We start from the raw sequence: 22,331 nt of genomic DNA on the forward strand, positions 1-22,331 counted from the left end.
GCTCCGGACCCCGATACGGGGCGGGGCGGCGCGAGAGGGATCACTGCAAACCGTGCTCGAGCGTTGGAGCGTTCTCAGGAAGGCCGGGCGATCAGCTCCGCGAAGCTGATGTCCCGGACGAGCACCGGGATCGAGCCGATCGGCGCCGTAACGTCGATGGTCCGGCCGCCCGAGAAGCGCTCGCCGGTCCGCTGGTCGACCCAGTCCGCGCCCCGCGGCAGGTAGACCCGGCGCCCGCGCTGTCCGGGCTCGAGGACCGGGGCGATCAGCAGGTCCGGTCCGAAGAGGTACTGGTCGGCGATCTCCCATGCACGCGGGTCCTCCGGGAACTCGTGGAAGAGGCCGCGGATGACGGGCTGCCCCGCCTCGTGGGCCTCCCTCATGATCCGTCGGGTGTAGGGCCGGAGGCTCTCGCGCAGATGCACATGTTCGGCGAGGATCTCGTACACGTCGTCGCCGAAGCTCCAGAGCTCGTTGTCGGCGCCGGAGTCGGCACGACGGGATCCGTCTGCGGCGGTCACGGCGACCGCGGGCCGCCGATCACCGTGCATGCGCATGACCGGGCTGAACGTCCCGAATTGGAACCACCGCACCAGGAGCTCCCGGAACGCTTCGTCGCGGCCGTCCCCGCCGTGGAATCCGCCGATGTCGGTGGTGAACCAGGGGATGCCGGCGACGCCCATGTGGATTCCGGCGACGACCTGCCTCCGGAAGTCGACCCAGGAGGACGCGATGTCCCCCGACCAGACGAGAGCCCCGTAGCGCTGGCTCCCCGCCCAGGCGCTGCGCACGAGGTTGACGACGTCGTCCTGCCCGCTTGCCGTCATCCCGTCGTGGAACGTGCGGGAGAAGGTCTGCGGGTAGATGTTGCCGACCTGGAGGTTCGTACCCGCGTGGTAGCGGTAGTTGTCGAAGTCGTAGACTCCGTACTCCGGCTCGGCCTCGTCAAGCCAGAACAGCCGAGCGCCCTTCTCGTGGTAGTTGCGACGGCAGAGCTCCCACAGGGCGTCGCGCGCAGCCGGGTTGGTCGTGTCGATGAACAGGGACGGCCCCTCGAAGCTCATCTGCGTCTGCGGCCCGCGCTCGGTGCGCACGAGCAGGTTGTCGGCTCGGAGTCGCTCGAAGTTCTCGGATTCGACCGAGATCTGGGGCCAGACCGACACCATCAGTTCGACCCCCAGCTCCTTCAGCTCGGCGGTCATGGCGGCGGGGTCGGGCCAGAACTCGTCCTCGAAACGGAAGTCGCCCATCTTTGGCCAGTGGAAGAAGTCGGCGACGATCACGTCCAGGGGGAGCCCTCGCCGCCGGTGCTCGCGTGCCACGGCGAGCAGCTGCTCCTGATCCGTGTACCGGAGTTTGCACTGCCAGTAGCCGAGGCCGTACTCCGGCATCATCGGTGCATGCCCGGTCGCGTCGGCGTAAGCGCGAGTGATGGCACCCGGAGTGCGGCCGGCGGTCACCCAGTAGTCGAGCTGCTCGCTCGCTTCCGCGACCCACTCGCTCCGGTTTCGGCCGAGCGTCGCCCGGCCGATCGCGGGATTGTGCCAGAGGAACCCGTATCCGGCGCTCGACAGGACGAAGGGGATCGAGGTCTGCGAGTTTCTGTGCGCCAGTTCGAAGGTGCTCCCCTTCAGGTCCAGATCGGTCTGCTGGTATAGCCCCATCCCGAAGAGCTTCTCGTCGGGATCAGATTCGAACGAGGCGGTGATGCGGTGCGCGCCGCCGAGATGAGCGCGGAATTCGCGCGCCCGGATCTTGAGCGCTCCTCCGTGCCTGTGCTCGCTCAGCAGCCTGCGACCGTCGGCGTCGGAGAACACGATGTCGCAGCGGGTGGTGGCGTAGCCGGCTTGAGCATCGTGATACGCGGTCTCCTCGAGCGTGACCACGATCTCGCCGTTCCGCAGCTCGACGACGTCGCCCTGCGCCTCGATCCGGACAGTCGAGGGCGAGGGCGGCAGGAGTGCGAAGTCCGCGTCGAGGATCGGACCGCCGATCCTCGATCGCACGCGGATGCTGTCCGGCCCCCAGGCCTCGACGCGGACGGTCTCGCCGGCTCCGCGCCACTCGATGGACGTGTCGGTCAGACGGAAGTTGCTCATGGTGTCCTCGGTGATCGGTCGATGTGGACGTGGGCGCGGAGCCGTGATGCTGCGGCTCAGTCTTTGACTGCTCCCGCCGTGATCCCCGACGCGACGTACTTCTGAGCGACGACGAGGAGGACGGCGGCGGGGATGGAGGCGAGGACGGCCGATGCCATGACCGCGTTCCAGTTCGTGGCCTCCGCTCCGACGAAGCGGAACAGGGCCAGCGTCGCCGGGACGATGCTGTTCCCCGTCGTGAGGGTGTTCGCGTTGACGAAGTCCCCCCAGGCGAAGAGGAACGCGAAGAGCGAGACGGTGACCAAGACGTTGCGGCTGAGCGGGAGCATGATCGAGAGGAGGATGCGCAGCCGTCCCGCTCCGTCCAGCCGCGCCGCTTCGATCAGCTCGTCCGGCACCTGGCGCATGAACGCCTGAAGCAGGATGATCGCGAACGGGATCGAGGCGGTCGAGTCGGCGAGCATGAGACCGGGGTAGCTGTTGAGCAGGCCGATCTCCTTGTACAGCGCGAACAGCGCGGTCACGAGGACGACGCTCGGGATCATCTGCGCGAGCAGAGCGGCGAACATCAGGGCCCGGGATCCAGGGGCCCGGAGCTTCGTCATGCCGTACGCGGCGGGAAAGGCGATCAGCAGCGTGATGATCACCGTTCCCAGGGCGATCAGGAGACTCGATCCCAGCGACGGCAGATTCTGTGCGAGGGCGAGCGCGTAGCCGTCCCACGTCGGGTTGATCGGGATGAGGTTCGGGAACGGCTTCAGCAGGTCCCGCGGCTGGGACAGGGAGACGTTGACCATCCAGTACAGCGGGAACAGGAGGATCGCGCAGAGCACGACGGCCACCGCGACGTTGCCCGCCTTCGACAGCTGGTGACGGGTCACAGCTCCATCTCCTTCCGTTGGGTGCGCACGTAGAAGAGTCCGAGTGCGAACGAGACGAGGAACAGCAGGATCGCGACGGTCGCGCCGAGGCTGAGGCTCTGCTCCGTCCCTCCCTCGAAGGAGAGCTCGTAGGACCAGGTCGCAAGGGTGTGAGAGTGGTCGAACGGGCCGCCCTTGGTCATCACCCAGATGATGTCGAACGCCTTGATGGTGTAGACGAGACCGAGCAGGAGGGTGACGGTCGTCACGGGCTTGAGCAGCGGCCAGGTGATGGAGGCGAAGGTGCGCCAGCGTCCCGCCCCGTCGACCGCGGCGGCTTCGTATAGGGACGTGGGGATCGACTGGATCCCGCTGTAGAGCAGGACGAGGTTGAAGGGGATGCCGAGCCAGATGTTCGCGATGACGACCGCGACGAGCGACCAGTTCGGGTCCGACAGCCAGCCGATGTCCGTTCCGAGGACCGCGTTGACGATGCCGTAGTCCTTGTAAAACATCCACCGCCACGTGGTCGCGGAGACGATGACGGGCAGGAGCCACGGGATGAGGATCAGCGACCGGAACCAGATCGACAGCGGGAAGTTCCGGCTGAAGAACACTGCGAGGGCGAGCCCGGCGAGGTACTGGAACAGAAGCGAGACGACTGTGAACACGACGGTCTGCAGCACGATCGGAGTGAACAGCGGATCGAGCAGGATGCGGCCGTAGTTCGCCAAGCCGATGAAGTCGGCTTCTCCGGAGAAGTACGACGCGAAGGTGAAGTCGGTAAGGCTGAGCTGACCGGTGCGGATGATCGGGTACAAAAAGAAGATCAGCACGTAGACGACGACGGGGAAGACGAAGGCGAAAGCCGCCAGATCGGCTTTCCGCGAGCCGCGGCGGCGGAGCCCACGACGCGTCTGCGCGTCCATGGGCTCCGCCGCCGTGACCACGGCGCCAGGAGCGGTCCTGGTCATGAGCATGATTCCTCGAAGATCACTCGGAGGCCGAAGCCGCCGTGGAGAGCGCGTCTGCAGCGGAGGTCTGACCCGCCACGGCCGATTCGATCGCCTCGCCCAGGTTCTGCGCGACGGTGGCGTAGTCGGAGCCGAGGTCCTCGGTGCGGCTGCGGGCTGCACTGACCGCCTCAACCCAGGCGCTGAGGCGCGGGTCGCTGGCGGCCTGCTCCTCTGCCTGGTTGGCGTAGGGCGAGATGTAGGTCTGGCCCTCGAGCCACCCGGTCAGATTGTCGGGCTCGACGAAGCACGCCGCGAACTCGGCGGATGCCGCGATCCGAGCGTCGTCACCGCTCTGGAGCAGGTTGATGAACTCGCCGCCGAGGGGAGCTGCGGCCGAGCCACCGTCCTTCGCAGGGATCGGGACCACGCCGTAGTTGATGCCGGACTCGTCGAGTCCGTTCAGCTGCCAGGTGCCGTTGACCATCATCGCGGAGTTGCCGGCCACGAAGCCGTCGCGCACGTCCTGCTGGTTGAGGGTGATGTTCTCGCCGGAGGCGGAGCCGTTCTCGACCAGGTCCGACCAGAGAGTGAGGGCTTCGACGGCCTCGGGCGACGCGAGGTCGTCGAGCTCCGCGCCGGCGCCCCAGAAGAACGGGAGGAACTGGAAGGTCCCCTCGGCGTCGGGGCGGGCCGAGAAGGCGAGCCCGTAGCGGCTGGCCGCGGGGTCGGTCAGCTTCTGCGCGGCGGCCGAGAGCTCGTCCCAGTTCGTGGGCGGCTGGACACCGGCGGCGTCGAGCAGGTCCTTGTTGTAGAACAGCGCAAGGGTGTTGGCACCGTACGGGGCGCCGTACGTCTTGCCGTCGATGGTGCCCGACGCGACGATGTTCGCCGACATCGCCGACGTGTCCAGGCCGGAGGTCTCGTTGTCGACCAGGATGCCGGTCTCGGCGTACTGGGCCACGTTCGGGTTGTCGAGGATGGTGAGATCCGGGAGGTCGCCGCTCGAGGCGCCCTGCGCGAGCTTCGCGCCGTTGTCGTCGTTGACGGTCCGCTCGATGGTGATGCCGGTCTGCTCCTCGCAGGCCGCGATCAGGTCCTCGAAGGGTGAATCGCCGGTGTTGTACTGGGTGTATCCGTCCCACAGGCTCAGGGTCTTCACGTCCCCGTCCGAACCGGTGTCCGTGGTACCTCCGCCGCTGCTGCACGCGGTGAGGGCGAGGGCCGAGACGGCGAGGGTCGCCGCGATGGTGATGCGTCGTCGCATTTCATTGTCCTTTCACAGGGAACCGCGAACCTCTTCGGTCGCGCACTCCGGCCGGCAGGAACCGGCGGGAAGATTCAGTTGGTGGTCTTACTGGTGGGCAGGGGCGAGGCGCACAACGAGCCACGACACCGGGGGCAGCGTCACGACGAGCCGCCCCTCCTGGAGGTCGGTCGTTGCCTCTCGTGGCGAGACCGTGTCGGGCTGCTCGGCGGAGTTGACCGCAAACGGATCGGCGTGACTCAGCACGGAGGCCTCCAGAACGGCGAGGGGCGGGAACGCTCGGAGGTCGATCGTCGCCTCCGCCTCGGATCCGGTCGCTCGGTTCACCAAGTAGAGGTCGACGCCGCCGTCCTCGTGCGCGGCGGCGGCAAACGACACGGCCGGCACGTCGGATTCTCCGCCGGGGATCGTGTCGCCGTCGAGGGCCGTGCGCAGAGCGGTCGCTCCGGCGGATCGGCGCGCCTGCGCGAACGGCCAAAAGGTGCTCTGGCGCCAGGCCGCACCGTTCGGTTCGGCCATGATCGGCCCGATCACGTTGACCAGCTGCGCCATGCTCGCGGCCCGGACGACGTCGGCGCGGTTGAGCATGCTGATGAGCATGTCGCCGACGACCACGGCGTCCGCGGCCGTGTAGCGGTCCTCGAGCAGTCGCGGTGCTTCCTCCCACTCCAGGCCGTCGGCCACGCGCTCGTCGTGGGCGACGAAGTCCCAGACGTTCCACTCGTCGAACGAGATCGCGACCGGGCGACGCGATCGCGTCTGCGCCGCCACCTGGCCGATCGTGGCGGCGATAGCGGAGATGAAGCGGTCCATGGCCACGCCGGAGGCGAGGAAGGCGGGCAGGTCGCCGTCGTACCGGAAGTACTGGTGGCAGGAGATGTAATCAACGTGCTCGAACGTGTGCAGGAGCACCTCCTGCTCCCACGCGCCGAAGGTCGCCATCCGGTCGTTCGAGCTGCCGCAGACGACGAGCTCGAGGTCCGGGTCGAGCGCACGCATCGCGGAGGCGGTCCGTGCCGCGAGACGGCCGTACTCCCCCGCCGACAAGTGGCCGATCTGCCAGGGGCCGTCCATCTCGTTGCCGATGCACCAGAGGCGGATGTCGTGCGGCTCCTCCGCCCCGTTCGCCCGGCGCTCGTTCGAGAGAGTCGTTCCGGACGGGTGGTTCGCGTACTCGAGCAGGCGCAGCGCGGAGCGGATCCCGTCGGTGCCGAGATTCAGCGCCATCATCGGCTCGACTCCAGCCGCACGGCACCACCGCACGAACTCGTCGACCCCGAACCGGTTCGGCTCGATCGTGTGCCAGGCCGGATCCAGCCGTACCGGGCGCTGCTCGACGGGACCGATCCCGTCCCGCCAGTCGTAGGCCGAGACGAAGTTCCCACCCGGGTAGCGGACCGTGGTGACGCCGAGCTCGCGGACGAGGTCGACGACGTCCCCGCGGAACCCGTCGGCGTCGGCGCTGGGGTGCGAAGGATCGACGATCCCGCCGTAGACGCCGCGACCCAGGTGCTCCACGAACGATCCGAACACCCGCGGGTCGATCGTCCCGACCGTGAAGGACGGGTGCACAACACCTCGAGCAGTCAGCGCGGGCTGCGACACCATTGGCCAGTCCTTTTCATCGATGAATTAGCGAGCGGTCTAAGTATGCACGGAACTTAGGCGCCCGCAAGTATCGCTTTGATTAAGGCGCTTCACAGCCCTGAGCGGCCGATTGACGTCCCGACTCCGCACCACCTAACATCGCCGGACGGCCCTGTTTCATCGATGAAACTCTCGGATTCCGAGTCGCCGGGTCGACGAAGACAGAGAGCGAGTCCTACCGTGAGGCGTCACAGCACCCGGGTCAGTATCGTCGGGGCGGTCGCCGCCACGACCGCGGCAATACTTCTCAGCGGTTGCACGCCGTCCTCGGCGGGAACCTCCGGCGAGAGCGGCAGCAGCACGCTGACCGTGTGGCACTACTACTCCGTCGACGGCCAGACCGCCGGTCTGGAGGATCTGGCCGCGGACTTCGAGTCGACGCACGACGGCGTGGAGGTCGAGAACGTCTACGTTCCCTTTGATCAGTTGACGAACAAGCTCGTCCAGGCGGCCGGCACCGGCACCGGGCCCGATGTCGTCGTCTACAACGCGGCCGATACGTACACGCTCACCGAGGCGAAGGCGATCGAGCCGATGAACGAGTGGTGGGACGGCTACGCCGATGCGGGCCAGTTCCCCGACGCGGTCGTGCAGAAGGTGGGCGACGACGTGATGGGCGTGCAGGGCTTCGTGAACCTGATCGGCCTCTGGTACAACCAGGACCTCCTCACCGAGATCGGCGTGACCACGCCCCCCGCGACGTTCGAGGAGCTCGAAGCCGACATGGAGAAGGCGAAGGCGGCCGGGAAGGCCGCCATCACCCTCACCGGCAAGGCCAACTCCGAGGGCGAGTGGCAGGCGTTCCCCTGGCTCTCGCGGGCGGGATGGGACTACGCCGCTCCGGAGCAGCAGCCCCTGCAGGACGCGTTCTCGATGGTCCAGGACTGGACTGCGAAGGGCTACCTGACCAAGGAGGCGGCGACCTGGGACCAGACCGTTCCATTCCAGCAGTTCGCGGCCGGGAACACCGCCTTCGCGGTGAACGGCAACTGGCAGATCGCGTCGGCGGAGAAAGACGCGGCGTTCGAGTACGGCGTCGTCCCGATCCCGGTCGGCGACGAGGGCTCGGTCTACCTCGGCGGTGAGGTGCAGAACGTCGGCGCCTTCTCGAAGAACAAGGACCTCGCCCAGGAGTACCTGGAGCAGGAGTTCTTTTCCAAGCAGGGTCAGCTGACGTTGCTGGACGCCTTCGGTTCCATCCCCGCTCGCGCTGACGCCGCATCGGACGAGAAGGTCAGCAGCGACCCGGTCCTGAGCCAGTTCGCCACGATCCTCCAGGAGAACGGCTCGACGTCGCCCGACCCAGCCATCCCCTCCGAGAACGTCGCGAAGGTCCTCCAGACCGTGGGCGAGTCCTGGAGCGCCGCGATCGCCGGCAACGGCACGCCCGAGGAGATCTCGAGCCAGCTGCTGGACACGATCACGCCCCTCCTCTCGAAGTAATCCCCGAACCAACGAACGGAACGACCGTGAGCAGCACCTCGACCACGACGCGGAGGCCTTTCCGCGCCGACGTAGCCCGACTCGGCTTCGCCGCACCGGGCGGGGTGCTGCTCGCGGCACTATCGCTCTACCCCATCTACCTGCTGGTGCGCATGAGCGTCAGCCAGGTCAGTTCCGGCACTCTGAACGGCGACTGGCCGCTCGTGGGAGTCGAGAACTTCGCTGCCCTCTTCCAGGGCCCAGACCTCGGCGGAGCCACCCTCCGCACTGCGACATTCGTCATCCTGGTCACCGCCGTCGGCGTCATCGGCGGACTCGGCGCGGCGATCGCTCTGCGCTCCTCCCGCTTCGGCAGCGCCTTCCTGCTGGGCATGATGGTGTTCATCTGGGCGATGCCGCCTGTCGTGAACGGCAGCATCTGGAAGTTCCTCCTCGCCGACCAAGGCCTGATCAACATCCTCATCCGAGCGACCGGGATCTCGGCGGAAGGGGTGCCCTTTCTCTACGACTCCCGCTTCGCACTACTCTCGGTCGCCGTGGTCAACGCCTGGGCCGTCATCCCCTTCAACGCGCTCGTGTTCCGCTCAGCACTGCTGGGCATCGACCCCGAAATCCTCGAGGCGGCGTCCGTCGACGGCGCCTCGCGCTGGCAGGAGGTGCGCGACATCCTCGTGCCCGCGGCACGACCGACCGCGGTGATCCTCGCGATCCTCACCGTCGTCTACGCGTTCCGCAGCTTCGACTTCATCTACGTGATGACCGCCGGCGGTCCCGGCGACGTGACCTCGACGCTGCCCTACCTCAGCTACTCCCAAGCGTTCGTCGAGCACGACTACGGGATGGGCTCGGCGACTGGCCTCATCGCCCTCGTCATCGTCGCCGTCCTCGCCGTCGTCTACGTCCGATCCACCCGAAGCGAGTCCTGATGACCGCCACCACGGCCCCGCCCACCTCGTCCACGCCGGTGGTGCCGCCTCTCTGCGACCGCACCAACGCCCGTAACGTCCACCGCGCGCGCCCCGCCGCTCGAAAGAAGGATCACGAGCCGGTCGCTTTCGCAGTCCGGATCCTGCTCTATGTCATCTACGGCCTGCCGCTGATCTGGATCGTCCTCACCTCGCTGAAGCGACAGGGCGATGTGGTGAGCGGATCGATCTTCACCGCCCCGTCCTTCGACGCCTATGCCGAGGCGCTGGCGAATCCCTCTCTGCTCACGGCTCTGTCGCAGTCGGCGCAGATTGCCGCCGGCACCACGGCAGTCGTCCTCATCTTCGGGGCGCCGTTCGCCTACGCGTTGCGCCGGATCGACGGCCGACTCACCGGCCTGGTGCTGGGGCTGCTGATCTTCCTGCAGATGGTCCCGCAGACCGCAAACATCATCCCCCTCTTCGCGATCTTCAGCCGCTTGCGCCTGCTGGACACCACCGCCGGCCTGATCATCGCGGACACCGCCATGCTGCTGCCCTGGGCGATCCTCCTGCTGCGCCCCTTCTTCGCGGCCGTGCCTGACGCGATCGAGGAGGCCGCGTCCCTGGACGGCGCCGGCCGACTGCGGACTTACGCCTCGGTTGTGCTCCCCATCGTGCGCAACGGCCTCGCGACCGTGGGATCCCTGATCTTCCTGGTCGCGTGGGGCGAGTTCCTCTACGCCATCAACCTCTTCGTCTCGCCCGTGAACTACCCGATCAGCGCCCTGATCGCCCAGCAAACCTCCGGGTACGGCATCGACTGGCCGGGGCTCATGTCCCTCGCCGTGATCTCGTCCGTGCCCCTGCTCATCGTCTACGTCCTGTCGTTCCGCCTGCTGCGCGAGGGTCTCTCCGTCGGCAGCGTCAAGTGAGGAAACCACCATGCACCCTATTAATGCTCTTCCCGTCGATCCCGCCCGCGGAGTGCTCACTCCCCTGCCGCTCGAGAATCTAACGCTCGACCCGAGCGGCTTCTGGGGCCGACGGGTGGCGGTGAACGCCGATGCGACGTTCGAGCACACCTTGCACTGGCTCGAGCGAGCCGGATGGCTCGCGAACTTCGACCTCGCCGTCCGAGGAGGGCTCGCTGAGGGCCGCCGGGGTCGCGAATTCTCGGACTCCGAGGTCTACAAGACTCTCGAGGGGTTGTGCTGGCACACCGCCGGCCGTGAGGACGAGGCGACCGAGGCCACCATCCGCGCCCTGACGGCGCGCATAGTCGCCGCCCAGGAGCCCGACGGGTACCTCGGGACCCGGTTCGGGCGAGAGGGGCAGGCACCCCGGTACAGCGACCTCGAGTGGGGTCACGAGCTGTACAACGCCGGGCACTTCCTCCAGGCGGCCGTTGCCCGGCTGCGCACGCACGGCGAGGACGAGCTGACGACGGCCGCCCGACGTCTCGCCGACCACATCTGCGCCGAGTTCGGCCCCGACGGGCGCGATGCGATCTGCGGGCACCCCGAGATCGAGGTGGGTCTGACCGAGTTCGCCCGCGCGACCGGGGAGAGCCGCTACGCCGACCAGGCCCGCCTGTTCGTCGACCGCCGCGGCCGGGGGCTGCTCGAGGACATCGAGTGGGGGCGCGCCTACTTCCAGGACGACCTCCCCGTCCGCGAGGCCGGCGTCCTGCGGGGGCACGCGGTCCGCGCCCTCTACCTGACGTCCGCTGTCGTGGACCTGGCGGTCGACTCCGGCGACGACGAGCTGCTCGCGATCGTGGAGCGGCAGTGGGAGAACACGGTCGCCCGTCGCACCTACATCACCGGCGGCATGGGCTCGCACCATCAGGACGAGGCGTTCGGCGCCGATTTCGAACTGCCCAACGACCGCGCGTACTGCGAGACGTGCGCAGGCGTCGGTTCCGTGATGCTCTCGTGGCGGCTCCTGCTGGCCACGGGCGAGCCGCGCTACGCCGATCTCATCGAGCGCACCCTCCACAACATCATTGCCACCGCGGTCTCGGAGGACGGCCGGTCCTTCTTCTACGCCAACACCCTGCACCGCCGCGAGCCCGGCGTCGCCTCCTCCCCGGACGAGCAGTCCAAGCGCGCCGATTCGAGCCAGCGCGCCGCTTGGTTCGACGTCGCCTGCTGCCCGAACAACCTCGCCCGCACCTTCGCCTCCCTGGCCGGCTACCTCGCGACGACCGACGGATCAGGAGTGCAGGTGCACCAGTACGCCTCCGGGACCTTCACGGCGGCACTCACACAGGGAGACGTCGAGATCGGCGTCCGCAGCGACCTCCCCGCGACGGGAGCCGTCAGCGTGCACATCCTGAGCAGCCCCGCGACAGCGTGGACGCTCACCCTGCGCATCCCGACTTGGGCGGAGGGAGCACGAGCCGTCCTCGTCGACGCCGACGGCACCCGCTCCGAGATCTCCGGCGGTGCACTGCGCGGGAGCCTGCGGATCGAGCGGGTCTTCCACGCCGGTGATCGCGTCGAGCTCGACCTGCCGCTCACACCGGTCCTGATCTTCCCCGACGACCGGATCGACGCCGCGCGCGGCACGGTCGCCGTGCAGCGCGGACCGGAGATCTGGTGCCTCGAATCAGCCGACCTGCCCGAGGGCGTGCACGTCGACGACGTGTCCGTCTCCGTCGCCGCCGGAGTCGCCGAGACGAACGGGCGCGTCGTGCTCCAGGGCGGCGTCTCCCGACCTGTCGACTCGCCCTGGCCCTTCAGCACCGGACCGAGGCCGTCCGACCGCACGGCCTCGGAGCTGACCCTTTCGCCCTACCGGGCGTGGGGCTCGCGGGGCCCGGTCTCCATGCGCATCTGGCTGCCGATCGCCGCAGACTGATCATCCGGTCCTCCTCCCCCGTCAGAAATCCCAGATGCGCGACCCGCCGGGGCGCGCACCGCAGCGAAAGGGCCCTTATGCCTCCCATCTCCCGATTCCCGCTCGACGAGGTGCGCCTCCTGCCGAGCGCCTTCGCCGACGCGCAGGCGACAGGGCTGCGCTACCTCCTCGAGCTCGACCCCGATCGCCTGCTCGCCCCGTTCCTCCGCGAGGCGGGCCTGCCGACCGGCCCCGGCTACGGCAACTGGGAGGCGGACGGGCTCGACGGGCACATCGGCGGGCACGCGCTGTCGGCGAGTGCGCTGATGCTCGCGGCCACGGGCGACGACGCCGCGCGGCAGCGGATGGAGATCCTCCTCGACGGAATGCAGCGCGCGCAGGACGCCGTGGGCACCGGCTACCTCGGCGGCGTGCCCGGTGGTCGAGCGCTCGGCGAGGAGCTGGCCCGCGGCCAGGTCGATGCCGACCTCTTCACGCTGAACGGGCGGTGGGTGCCGCTCTACAACCTGCACAAGACCATGTCCGGACTGCTCGACGCAGCCCGCTACGGCAAGTCCGGACGCGCCCTCGACATGGCGGTGGGGCTCGCCGACTGGTGGCTCGGCGTCTCCGCCGGCCTCGACGACGCGTCGTTCGAGACGATGCTGCACGCCGAGTTCGGCGGCATGAACGACACCTTCGCAGAACTGGCCGGAGAGGTGACCGACCCCGAGCGCACCGCCGCCTACCTGACGGAGGCGAGGCGCTTCTCGCACCGCGCACTGCTGGACCCGCTGCTCTCGGAGCGGGACGCTCTCGACGGACTGCACGCCAACACCCAGATCCCGAAGGTGGTCGGCTACGCACGCCTCGGGGAGGAGCTGCTCCCCGCGGCGGAGTTCTTCTGGCGCACGGTGACCGGCGACCGCTCCGTCGCGATTGGGGGCAACAGCGTACGCGAGCACTTCCACCGCGCGAGTGACTTCGCACCGATGATCCTGGACCGCGAGGGACCCGAGACCTGCAACACCTCCAACATGATCGAGCTCAGCGGCATGCTGTTCGAGCGCAGCGGCGACGCCGCGTACCTCGACTACGTCGAGCGCGCCCAGCTCAACCACCTGCTGTCGTCGCAGCACCCCGACGGCGGCTTCGTCTACTTCACCCCGATGCGTCCTGCGCACTACCGCGTCTACTCGACGCCGGCCGAGGGCATGTGGTGCTGCGTCGGCTCCGGCCTCGAGAACCACGCCCGGTACGGCGAACTCGTGTACGCGCGGGAGGGCGACGACCTGCTGATCGGGCTCTTCGTCGCGTCGACACTGGACTCGCCCGACCACGGAGTCCGGGCCCGCATCGAGACCGACTTCCCGCAGTCGGACGAGGTCGTCGTCACGGTGGAGCTGGCCCGGGCCGGTGCGGTCCGGCTGCGGCAACCGGCCTGGGCCGAGTCGATGACGGTGACTGTCGACGGCACCGGATCGACGGCACAGGCGCGCGACGGCTTCCTCAGCACCGAGCGACTCGCGCCAGGCCGGCACGTGATCACCGTCTGCCTCGGCCTCGGCTTCCGAGCGGAGCCGCTCCCCGACGGCTCAGCATGGTCGGCATTCAGCTACGGTCCGGTGGTGCTCGCGGCCCGGGTCGACGACCGCGATCTCGAAGGCCTGCGCGCGGACGGCGCTCGGATGGCGCACGTCGCCGCCGGTCCTCTCCGCCCGCTGGCGGAGACGCCAATCGTCACAGCCGACCGGCCGGTGGACGCCCTCGCGCTGCAGGACCGCCGCCCGATGGCGGCCGTGCTCGACACCGACCGCGGTCCGGTCGCACTCGAGCCCTTCCTGGGCCTGCACGACTCCCGGTACACCCTCTACTGGCCCATCGGGAACGACGCGTCCGCTCGACGGGACGAGCTCGCCGCCGCCGACGCCCGGGCCGCGTCCTCGGCCGCGATCATCGACGCCGTGGCCGCCGGGGAGCAGCAGCCGGAGTCGGATCACGCCCTCACCGGTCGGGGGTCGCGGGCGAGCGGCGCCGACGGGGTGCACTGGCGCAGCGCCTCCGGCCCCGGCTCCTGGTTCGGCTACACACTCACCGACTCCGAGCAGCGCGCCTCCGTGCTCCGCGTGCGCGCGCGCTCGCTCTCGGGGAGCGGGCCCGAGTTCCGGATCGACGACCGCCCGCTCGGCGCGCCGACGATGCGGCGCGAGCACGAGGGGACCGTCGAGCTGGACTGGGTCCTGGAGCCGGACCGCGGCCTCGGCGCCTCCCTGCTGTTCTCGGTGCACGTCGTCGACCAGGGCGGCACCGGGGAGATCCTCGACGTCGCGCTGCTCTCGGCGGTCTGACCGGTCCGCTGGCACCCCTCCGGCGAGCGGAACCCGCGCCGAAGGGGGACCGACCGCTCCGGAGCGGCCGGTCAGGCCGACTGACGCGCGATGAGCGAGAAGCTGGTGACCAGTTCGGCGGGGGTCCCCGAGCGCCCCTCGATGCGCGCGGCGAGGAGATCGACGGCGAGCCTCGCGATCTCGCCGGTCCCGGGTTCGATGGTCGTGAGCGGAGGGATGGAGAACTCGGCCATCGGAACGTTGTCGAACCCCATGACCGCGATGTCCCGAGGCGTGGACAGTCCGGCCGCGAAGGCGGCCTGGAGCGCCCCGAACGCGAGGGTGTCGTTAAAGCAGAAGACCGCGTCCGGGCGCTCGGGGAGGGCGAGGAGCTGCGCCATGGCAGCGGCGCCGTCGCGGAGATGCCACTCCTCGGCGGGAACCACGTACTCGGGGCGCACAGGCAGCCCGCTCGTCGTCAGGGCGTCGCAGTACCCCTCGAGGCGCAACGACGCGGCGCTCACGCTGTGGACCTTCGGGTTGGAGCCGATCGCCGCGATCCTCGTGTACCCGCGATCCACGAGATACCGGGTCGCGGTCCGGGCGGCGGCCGTGTTCGCCATCGTGACGTGATCGACCGGCCCGTGGAAGATCCGGTCGCCCAGGATGACGAGCCGGTCGTTGCCGACGAGGAACTTCTCGTCGCCGGGCCCGAGAGCGTGCGGCTGGAAGATCAACCCGTCGGAGTGCTGACGCTGCGCGCCGGAGAGGATGCTGAGCTCGCGGTCGCGGCGTGCGCCGGTCTGCTCGATGACCACACCCCAGCCGCGACGCTCGGCCTGCGCCATGATCCTGTGCGCGAGGTCGGCGAAGTAGTCGATGCCCAGGTCGGGGATGGCGAGGGTGATCGAACCGGTGCGTCCGGTCTTCAGGCTCCTGGCCGCGGTGTTGATGCGGTAGCCGAGATCGTCGACGGCCCGCAGAACGCGGTCGCGCGTCTCGGGACGCACATGCGTGCTCCCGGACAGGACGTTCGAGACCGTCCGCGCGGTCACCCCCGCTCGCGCACCGACATCAGCCATCGTGACATCGCCGGTGGGGTTCACGCCGCTCCTGACTCTTCCGTCGGCCGCTGAGCGGCGCTCCATGATACGACCGAACCCTGGCGTCGGGAGTTAGGGCGGAGCTCACCCGTCAGAGCGACTGTAGGACCGCGGGCACCTTCCGTCAATGAATCATTTCATCGCTGAAAGCTTCAGTTCCCCGGAACCGTCCAGCATCGCAGACCTCATTCTCGTCGGAGGCTCAGTCCCGTAGATCGCTTGACGCTCCGGTCCTCGCGCCTTAGCCTCGGAAGCCACGGGTCACTGTTCGCCGCGCATTTCATCGTTGAAACGACCGGCACCGCCAGACGCGGGCGCAGACGATCCGACTCCCCTCCTGTCAATGACGATCATGAGAAGGACCACATGACCCGCACCACCAGGCTTACCCGTTGGGCGAGCGTCGGCGCGACAGCTCTCGCGCTCCTGGCGACGAGTGCTCTGCACCCCGTCGCGGCCGACGCGGCCACCGTCTACCCGTACACCCTGAGCTCCAGCCAGGTGAACGTCGGCTTCGCTGCCGACGGCTCCCTGCAGTCGCTCAAGATCCCGGGCGATCTGTACGACACGCAGTACGTGGCAAATCCTGATGTCGCCCCGAAGCTCGCCGCCGATCCGGCGGCGAAGAACAGGCAGTGGCTGGGCAACGCTCTCTTCTCCTACGCCACGGGGACGGGTACGCCCACTGCCAGCGGTGTGGGCACCACCCCCTGGAAGACGGCGTGGACCACGGAGTCCGCGGATGCCCGCACCGTCACGGCGACGGCGAACTCCGTGACGGTGAAATACCAGAACTCGGCGAACGCGAACGGCGTGAAGGGCTTCACCTTCACGCAGACGTACTCGCTCGACACGGACGGGTCCCTGCTGTGGAAGCAGACGGTGACGAACACGTCCGGTCAGCGTCTGGTCATCGGCGACTGGGGCATCCCGATCCCGGACAACGAGCTGTGGAACGAGGGCGACGAGATCTACGAGACGCGCGTTCTCGCGCACTCCTACATCGGGAAGAACAGCTCCTACGTCTCGATCGGCCGTCCCAGCGGACAGGGACCCGACCTCCTGCTCTCCTCGGATTCGGCGACGGGCAGCGGTTTCGAGTACCTGGACCGGTGGCGGGCGGAGCAGTACGGCGACGGTCCCTGGGTCGGCTCGCACGCCAACCCCAAGGGTCTGAACGTCTACTACCCCCACTCGATGGCGATCCAGAAGACGGGCGGCGGATACCTCCCCTCGACTGCGCTCTCGCTCGCGACGGGCGCGTCGAAGACGTACACCTTCCACATCGCGAAGACGACGTCGGATCAGGACCGGCAGAACGTGCTCTACAACCAGGGCTCGCTCGACGTCGGCGCGGTCCAGCCGGGCATGGTCGTGCCCTACGACCAGGCCGCGGAGGTCGCCCTCCGCGTCAAGGGGACGATCACGGGTGTCACTGCCAAGAACTCGAACGACCTCGGCGGGAGCGCCCCGACGAACCCCACGGTGGCGCTGAACCGCACCAACGCCGGCTACTCCATCTACCGCCTCGGATTCGACAGGACCCAGCTCGGCAACAACCTGGTGACCGTCAACTACACGGACGCGGCGGGGAACGCCCGCTCCTCCGTCCTGCAGTTCTTCGTCATCGACAAGGTCGGCGCGGTCCTGAGCGACCACGCCGCCTTCACCGTGGGCAAGCAGCAGTGGACCGCCGCCGACGGCATCGGCCCGTCCGACATGCGCTTCGCCACTTACGACGACTGGATGATGAACGCGACCGACGGCTCTGTCCCCTCGGCCGCCAACCCTCCGCAGGGACGCCGCAACGCCTACGGCGGCTACTGGGGACTCGGCGACGACTGGGGCCTGCCCCGCGGCACCTTCCTCGCGGCCAAGAACAGCGTCCTGCCCGTGGCCGGCGAGGTGAAGTCCCTCGACACCTACCTCACCAAGGCGGTGTGGGAGAACCTCATGGGCAACACCCCGGACGACGCGGACCCGGACTACCTCATCTACAACTTCTGGGAGCAGGGCAAGCCCGGAAGCCTGAACACCACGCCGTCTTACCGCGGATACGCCTACCCGCACATCTACAACACCTTCTTCGGGATGTACGAGATCCAGAAGAAGTACCCGTCGCTGATCTCCTACGCCCACCCGGCGGACTGGTACCTCGACGCGGCCTACGAGATCTTCCGCGAGCTGTACGAAGGCCCGGTCGCCTACAACTGGCACACCGGCCTCATGGGTGAACTGTCGACCCCCGACTTGATCTCCGCGCTGCGCGCCGAGGGCAAGAACGTCGAGGCGAACGACGTCGAGACGAAGATGGCGACCAAGTACACCAACTTCCGGTCGAACAAGTACCCCTACGGCTCCGAGTACTCCTTTGACAACACCGGAGAGGAGTCGGTCTACACGCTCGCACGCCTCCAGGTGGAGAAGGACCGGGACAACTCGTTGCGCATGATGCGGGACATCATTGCGAAGACGACCGCCACCCGTGGTCAGATGCCCATCTGGTACTGGTACGCGGACCCTACGACGATCACCGGGCCGAACTGGTGGCAGTCCCAGTACTCCGCCTCGCTGGCGGGCTACACGATGGACGACTACATCAACCACACCTCCGCCCTCGAGACGGGATCCAACGCGGTCACGTCCTCTCAGCGCGCGGTCCTGCAGCGGCTGAACTACGGCGGCAAGCTGATGAACCTCGCCAACGTGAACTCCGGTCAGATCAGCAACCACCCCGCCAACATCGGCGCCGCCGCCTGGACCTACCAGTCCCAGAAGGGCGTCCTCGGCACCGAGGGCGTCGGCGGAGGAGCGAACGTCCAGCACCTCAAGGGCTGGCGCGGCATGACCGGCGAAGCCGACCTCGGACTCTGGGGCGCCCTCCAGACGATGAGCACCGACGTGGTCACCGACGACCCGATCTTCGGGACCGTCGCCTACGGCGGCTCCGTCACCTCGGACGCCTACTCCACCACGGTCACTCCGAAGGACGGAGTCCAGCAGCGCCTGAACATGGTGACCCAGCAGCTGTCCGTCGACCTCGGCAACGACCGCTACACCTCCGCCATCGTCGGGAAGAACAGCGCCGACCTGCGCCTGGACATGGCCAACGTGTCGGGCACCGCTCACACCGGCACCGTGGAGGTCTCCGGCCTCGCGCAGGGCAGCTACTCGGTCGTCGTGAACGGCACAAGCCAGGGGAAGGTCAACAACTACTCCCCCGCGGGCGCTCTCGCCGCTCCGCTGACTGTGTCGTACAACGCACCGGCCGGCGCCGACTTCATCGTCCACCTGGTCTCGACGGCTCCGGACGCGAACACGGCACCCACCGTGAACGCAGGTGCCGACCAGACCGGCCTGAAGAAGGGCATCGACTCGATCGTCCTCTCGGGGAGCGCCTCGGACGACAAGCTCGGCAACCCGAACGGCTCGCTCTCGACCACTTGGTCGACCCAGAGCGCACCTGCCGGAGCCACGGCAAGCTTCAGCAGCACCTCGAGCCTCAGCCCCACCGTCACGGTGTCGACAGCCGGCACCTACGTGTTCAAGCTCTCGGCCACCGACGGCGCGTTGACCTCGACCGACACGGTCAGTGTCACTGTGAACGAGTTGCAGGCACTCCCGACGGACTGGGTGACCTACACCTTCGACTCGTCGAGCAACGGCACCGTGCCCGACACCAGTGGGAACGGCAACACTCTGGCCCTGAAGGGAACCGCGGCGACGACGACCGATTCGGGCAGGACCGTCCTCCGTCTCGACGGAGCGGGCGGAACCTACGCCCAGCTGCCGGACAACATCGTGTCGCGGGCGAGCACCATGACCCTCTCCGTCACCGCGAAGATCGACTCGGCGGACACCTGGTCACGCCTGTTCGACTTCGGAGCGAACGACCAGAAGTACATGTTCCTCACTCCGAAGGCGGGCGACGGCAAGGTGGGCTTTGGCATCACCACCTCCGGCGGTCCGAACGAGTCGAAGATCACCACCGGGTACACGATGCCGGTCGGCACGTGGACGACCTTCAAGCTGACCTTCCAGCCGAACAGCAACGGGACGACCACGGGCACCCTCTACGCCAACGGCACCCAGATCGGCCAGAACACGGCCATGACGGTTGCGCCGAAGGACTTGGGCGCGACGAGGAACGACTACTTCGGCAAGTCGCAGTACGGCGACCCGAACTTGAAAGGGGCCATCGACCAGTTCGAGATCCACGGCGACCTCCGCTGACCCACCGCGATGAGAAGGCCCCTCGGTGACGATCCTCAGTTACCGAGGGGCCTTCTCGCTCTTCAGGCGGTAGCGCCCAGGAGGGTTCGGTCCGGGGGGAAGGGGAGAGTCGTCTTCCGAGAAGGAGTCGCTCGAACGCTTGTGCGCCGTCGAGCGCCCGGAAGGATACGTCGAGCCATGCGGAGAGGTCCCGCGTCTCCCCCCTGCCGAAGTAGCACTACCCATGGGTGGTCTCGATCTGCTGCCGGGGCGGCATGGCGACCAGGCGCCAGTTGTGGAGTATCCTCTACACCCCGACCGTGTACTCCTGGGTCTCCTGCAGACGGTGCCCGTTTAAGGTCCGCACGATCCGCTCCCCCGCGACCCGCGGATCCGCTCACACACCCCGCTCCGGCGAATCCAGCAACTCCGACGAGCGCCGCAGCAGCGACACAGCAGAAAAAGCTGACACCTGTGCCGATCACGACTCCCCCGCCAGATCGACTCGAGCTGCGCGGTTCTGCTGGTAGCGATAGAGCGTTGCTCGACTCCAGCCCACCAGTCGTCAGCGTCCTCCGCCGTGCGACCCTTCGCGCGAGCGTCCGCGACGACGGCCAACTTGTCCGCAATCATCGCTGGGTCGGACAGAGGCCGGTCGAATCGAGTTCCGTTCGCCCGGGCGGCCGCGGTGCCGGCGTTGACGCGTTCCACGATGAGCTCGCGCTCATACTCGGCGAGCGTGGCGAGCATGTTCAGCATCAGCCGGCCCGTCGACGTCGACGGATCGAAGCCATCCGAGATCGACTGCATCCCGCTCGAGGCGGCGCGGACGGTGCGCGATCAGCGACCGACCCAACCGGTCCACCCGCCAGACGACGACCGTGTCCCCTCCTCCGCGTAGGCGAGCAGCTTTTTCACCCCAGGCCGCTCGATCGCGCTCCTGCTCCCCGAAGTGACGTCGGCGAGTACGTCCCGTTTTTGCACCCCCGCAGTGACCAGCGCATCGAGCTGCAACTGCGAATCTTGACTCGACGTACTCACCCGCGTATAACCCAAGAGCCTCACAAGGACAGTTTGCCTCGAAAAGACCGCCGGCCCATCCACCCTGAGACGAAACGTGCCGAGACAACTAGATGAGACACGTAGAGTCCCGTCGCGCCCATCTACTCAATCCCGCAGCACCCGATGTGAATAGCGTCTCGGAACCTAATGTTTTTCGAGGCGATAGTAGACAGAGCTCTCCCCTCCACGGAGGAGGTGCGTTTTCGAGTTACGCCTTGGGGCGTCGGCTTTGCTGGAGGAGGGCCTTGCGTCGAGCAGGCTCCTTGCTGGGAAGGAAGATGACGAGGAAGTCCTCGATCTTCTTCACCATGAATCGGAGTCCGAAGTAGCTCGTGATGCACACGAGCGCGACGTTGGGGTCCACCTCCTTCAGCAGCATCTCGATCAGCGAGTTCAGCAATGTGACCTCCGCGGGGCGAACGCGCGAGCGCGTTCAAATGGCACCGAGCCGGTCGACTCGGTTCTACTCCTTACCGGCAACCATTCGGGCGCCGGCAGGAGAGGAGTGGGCCAGGAGAGCGTGGGCCGCTCAGATCGTGGGCATGAAAAAAGCCGGCTCGAGGCCGGCTGGTCGGGCGACAGATCGAGTCCCCATCATCAAGGTAGGGGGTGACATCGTTCCGCTGAAAATCGCAGTGCCGCGGCGTGGCACCGCGACTGAGGAGCGTCTGGCGCCTCCGCGAAGTGCAGGCCGCCCGTTAACGCAGAAAGCCAGCCGGGCGGCTGGCTTCGGGCACACGTGTATCCATGCGTGATCAGTATGGCTTGAAACGTAGCTGACCGCAACGTCTGCTCTCCGACTGGAGCCACGTCGCGGCCTAGCGCGAGCCTACAGATTTCACTTCTAATCGGAAGTCAAGGACCCGGCGTGGCTGCACGCCGGCCGCCCGTCGGTTCCAGTCAGTTCGGTCGACGCCGTTCGATGAGGACGGTGTCGCGCCAAGTGCCCCTGGCAGACCCGTAGCTCATCAGCGCGATCCTCTCGCGTGTGCCGACGCGGCGGAAGCCGGCGCGGTCGTGGAGGGCGAGGCTGGCCGTGTTCTCGGGGAAGATGCTCGACTGGATCGTCCAGAGTCCTGCGGCGTCCGCTGCATCGATGAATGCCTGCAGGAGTTCAGCGCCGATGCCGCGGCCGCGGGCGGCAGAGGCGATGTAGACGGAGTGCTCGACCACCCCTCGGTAGACGGGCCGGCTCGACACGGGCGAGAGCGCCGCCCAGCCGAGGATCTGGTCGCCGTCGACGGCGACCAGGCGCCCGACGTCGAGCTTCCCCGCGTCGAACGCCTCCCACGTCGGCGGTTCGGCCTCGAAGGTCGCGTGCCCGGTCGCGATGCCCTCGCGGTAGATCGTCTCGACCGCCGCCCAGTCCTCGGGGAGCATCGCCCGGATGCCGGTCATGAGCAGCAGCTTCCTCCGGCGGATGCGATGTCGGTGGAGCAGACGCCGGTCTCGGGGAGCACGAGCTGCACCCGCCGGGCGGCGGCGTGATCGCCCGCGAGCTCGTCCGCGATCGACCGGACCTGCTCGTAGCCGGTGACGAGGAGGAAGGTCGGCGCGCGGCCGTACGACTTCATCCCGGCGATGTAGAAGTTCGGCTCGGGGTGGGCGA

At 68.0% G+C, this 22,331-nt stretch carries 14 protein-coding genes and 2 pseudogenes; 6 read left to right on the top strand and 10 right to left on the bottom strand.

Annotation, left to right across the window (positions count from 1 at the left end):
- Positions 1 to 74 precede the first annotated feature (74 nt).
- From LRG51_RS19385 to arfA, 5 genes are all read right to left on the bottom strand, one after another.
- Complete coding sequence (locus LRG51_RS19385) at positions 75 to 2,099, bottom strand: glycoside hydrolase family 31 protein (RefSeq protein ID WP_230674272.1); 2,025 nt, start codon at positions 2,097 to 2,099, stop codon at positions 75 to 77.
- Positions 2,100 to 2,155: 56 nt separating this feature from the next.
- Entirely contained in the window at positions 2,156 to 2,980 is an 825-nt protein-coding gene (locus tag LRG51_RS19390; RefSeq protein WP_230674273.1) for a carbohydrate ABC transporter permease, read from the bottom strand.
- Positions 2,977 to 3,933, bottom strand: coding sequence for a carbohydrate ABC transporter permease (locus LRG51_RS19395; RefSeq protein ID WP_230674274.1), 957 nt, complete (start codon positions 3,931 to 3,933; stop codon positions 2,977 to 2,979). Before LRG51_RS19395 ends, LRG51_RS19390 begins: the two co-directional genes overlap by 4 nt.
- Positions 3,934 to 3,952: 19 nt before the next feature.
- Positions 3,953 to 5,179, bottom strand: a complete 1,227-nt coding sequence (locus LRG51_RS19400; RefSeq protein ID WP_230674275.1) for a sugar ABC transporter substrate-binding protein — start codon at positions 5,177 to 5,179, stop codon at positions 3,953 to 3,955.
- 87 nt (positions 5,180 to 5,266) lie between these two features.
- A complete protein-coding gene (arfA, locus tag LRG51_RS19405) occupies positions 5,267 to 6,787 on the bottom strand; it encodes an arabinosylfuranosidase ArfA (RefSeq protein ID WP_230674276.1) in 1,521 nt (506 codons plus the stop codon).
- A gap of 219 nt (positions 6,788 to 7,006) precedes the next feature.
- Between arfA and LRG51_RS19410 the strand changes: the two genes are divergently transcribed.
- The 5 genes from LRG51_RS19410 (at position 7,007) to LRG51_RS19430 (ending at position 14,366) form a co-directional block, all read left to right on the top strand.
- Positions 7,007 to 8,269 (top strand): sugar ABC transporter substrate-binding protein, encoded by a 1,263-nt coding sequence (locus tag LRG51_RS19410; protein ID WP_230674277.1) that lies wholly within the window; start codon positions 7,007 to 7,009, stop codon positions 8,267 to 8,269.
- Positions 8,270 to 8,295: 26 nt separating this feature from the next.
- Positions 8,296 to 9,195 carry a carbohydrate ABC transporter permease gene (locus tag LRG51_RS19415; RefSeq protein ID WP_230674278.1) on the top strand — a complete coding sequence of 300 codons (900 nt, stop codon included), beginning with the start codon at positions 8,296 to 8,298 and terminating at the stop codon, positions 9,193 to 9,195.
- On the top strand, positions 9,195 to 10,109 hold the full coding sequence (locus LRG51_RS19420; RefSeq protein WP_230674279.1) for a carbohydrate ABC transporter permease: 915 nt from the start codon (positions 9,195 to 9,197) through the stop codon (positions 10,107 to 10,109). Before LRG51_RS19415 ends, LRG51_RS19420 begins: the two co-directional genes overlap by 1 nt.
- A 10-nt stretch (positions 10,110 to 10,119) precedes the next feature.
- Positions 10,120 to 12,039 (top strand): glycoside hydrolase family 127 protein, encoded by a 1,920-nt coding sequence (locus LRG51_RS19425; RefSeq protein ID WP_230674280.1) that lies wholly within the window; start codon positions 10,120 to 10,122, stop codon positions 12,037 to 12,039.
- 77 nt (positions 12,040 to 12,116) lie between these two features.
- The gene (locus tag LRG51_RS19430; RefSeq protein ID WP_230674281.1) at positions 12,117 to 14,366 is read left to right on the top strand and encodes a beta-L-arabinofuranosidase domain-containing protein; all 2,250 of its coding nucleotides are present in this window, start codon (positions 12,117 to 12,119) and stop codon (positions 14,364 to 14,366) included.
- Positions 14,367 to 14,437: 71 nt separating this feature from the next.
- Here LRG51_RS19430 and LRG51_RS19435 read toward each other — a convergent pair whose 3' ends face one another.
- A complete protein-coding gene (locus LRG51_RS19435) occupies positions 14,438 to 15,451 on the bottom strand; it encodes a LacI family DNA-binding transcriptional regulator (protein ID WP_230674282.1) in 1,014 nt (337 codons plus the stop codon).
- A 363-nt stretch (positions 15,452 to 15,814) separates the two neighbouring features.
- Here LRG51_RS19435 and LRG51_RS19440 point away from each other — a divergent pair, with 363 nt between their 5' ends.
- Positions 15,815 to 19,681: a DUF5695 domain-containing protein gene (locus tag LRG51_RS19440; RefSeq protein ID WP_230674283.1), complete on the top strand. Its 3,867-nt coding sequence runs from the start codon at positions 15,815 to 15,817 to the stop codon at positions 19,679 to 19,681.
- 333 nt (positions 19,682 to 20,014) lie between these two features.
- Here LRG51_RS19440 and LRG51_RS19445 read toward each other — a convergent pair.
- From LRG51_RS19445 to LRG51_RS19460, 4 genes and pseudogenes are all read right to left on the bottom strand, one after another.
- Positions 20,015 to 20,764 (bottom strand): annotated as a pseudogene (locus LRG51_RS19445) (recombinase family protein).
- A gap of 166 nt (positions 20,765 to 20,930) precedes the next feature.
- Positions 20,931 to 21,122 carry a hypothetical protein gene (locus LRG51_RS19450; protein WP_230674284.1) on the bottom strand — a complete coding sequence of 64 codons (192 nt, stop codon included), beginning with the start codon at positions 21,120 to 21,122 and terminating at the stop codon, positions 20,931 to 20,933.
- 500 nt (positions 21,123 to 21,622) lie between these two features.
- Complete coding sequence (locus LRG51_RS19455; RefSeq protein ID WP_230674285.1) at positions 21,623 to 22,120, bottom strand: GNAT family N-acetyltransferase; 498 nt, start codon at positions 22,118 to 22,120, stop codon at positions 21,623 to 21,625.
- Positions 22,117 to 22,331, bottom strand: a pseudogene (locus LRG51_RS19460) (flavoprotein); the annotation flags it as partial. The gene LRG51_RS19455 and the pseudogene LRG51_RS19460, both read right to left, overlap by 4 nt.

It is taken from the genome of Rathayibacter sp. Leaf248 (assembly GCF_920939495.1).
GTDB lineage: Bacteria > Actinomycetota > Actinomycetes > Actinomycetales > Microbacteriaceae > Rathayibacter > Rathayibacter caricis.

Coding starts and splice junctions, on each gene's coding strand:
- LRG51_RS19385 (WP_230674272.1), bottom strand. CDS start 2,099: ATGAGCAACTTCCGTCTGACCGACACGTCCATCGAGTGGCGCGGAGCC.
- LRG51_RS19395 (WP_230674274.1), bottom strand. CDS start 3,933: ATGACCAGGACCGCTCCTGGCGCCGTGGTCACGGCGGCGGAGCCCATG.
- LRG51_RS19400 (WP_230674275.1), bottom strand. CDS start 5,179: ATGCGACGACGCATCACCATCGCGGCGACCCTCGCCGTCTCGGCCCTC.
- arfA (WP_230674276.1), bottom strand. CDS start 6,787: ATGGTGTCGCAGCCCGCGCTGACTGCTCGAGGTGTTGTGCACCCGTCC.
- LRG51_RS19420 (WP_230674279.1), top strand. CDS start 9,195: ATGACCGCCACCACGGCCCCGCCCACCTCGTCCACGCCGGTGGTGCCG.
- LRG51_RS19425 (WP_230674280.1), top strand. CDS start 10,120: ATGCACCCTATTAATGCTCTTCCCGTCGATCCCGCCCGCGGAGTGCTC.
- LRG51_RS19430 (WP_230674281.1), top strand. CDS start 12,117: ATGCCTCCCATCTCCCGATTCCCGCTCGACGAGGTGCGCCTCCTGCCG.
- LRG51_RS19440 (WP_230674283.1), top strand. CDS start 15,815: ATGACCCGCACCACCAGGCTTACCCGTTGGGCGAGCGTCGGCGCGACA.
- LRG51_RS19455 (WP_230674285.1), bottom strand. CDS start 22,120: ATGACCGGCATCCGGGCGATGCTCCCCGAGGACTGGGCGGCGGTCGAG.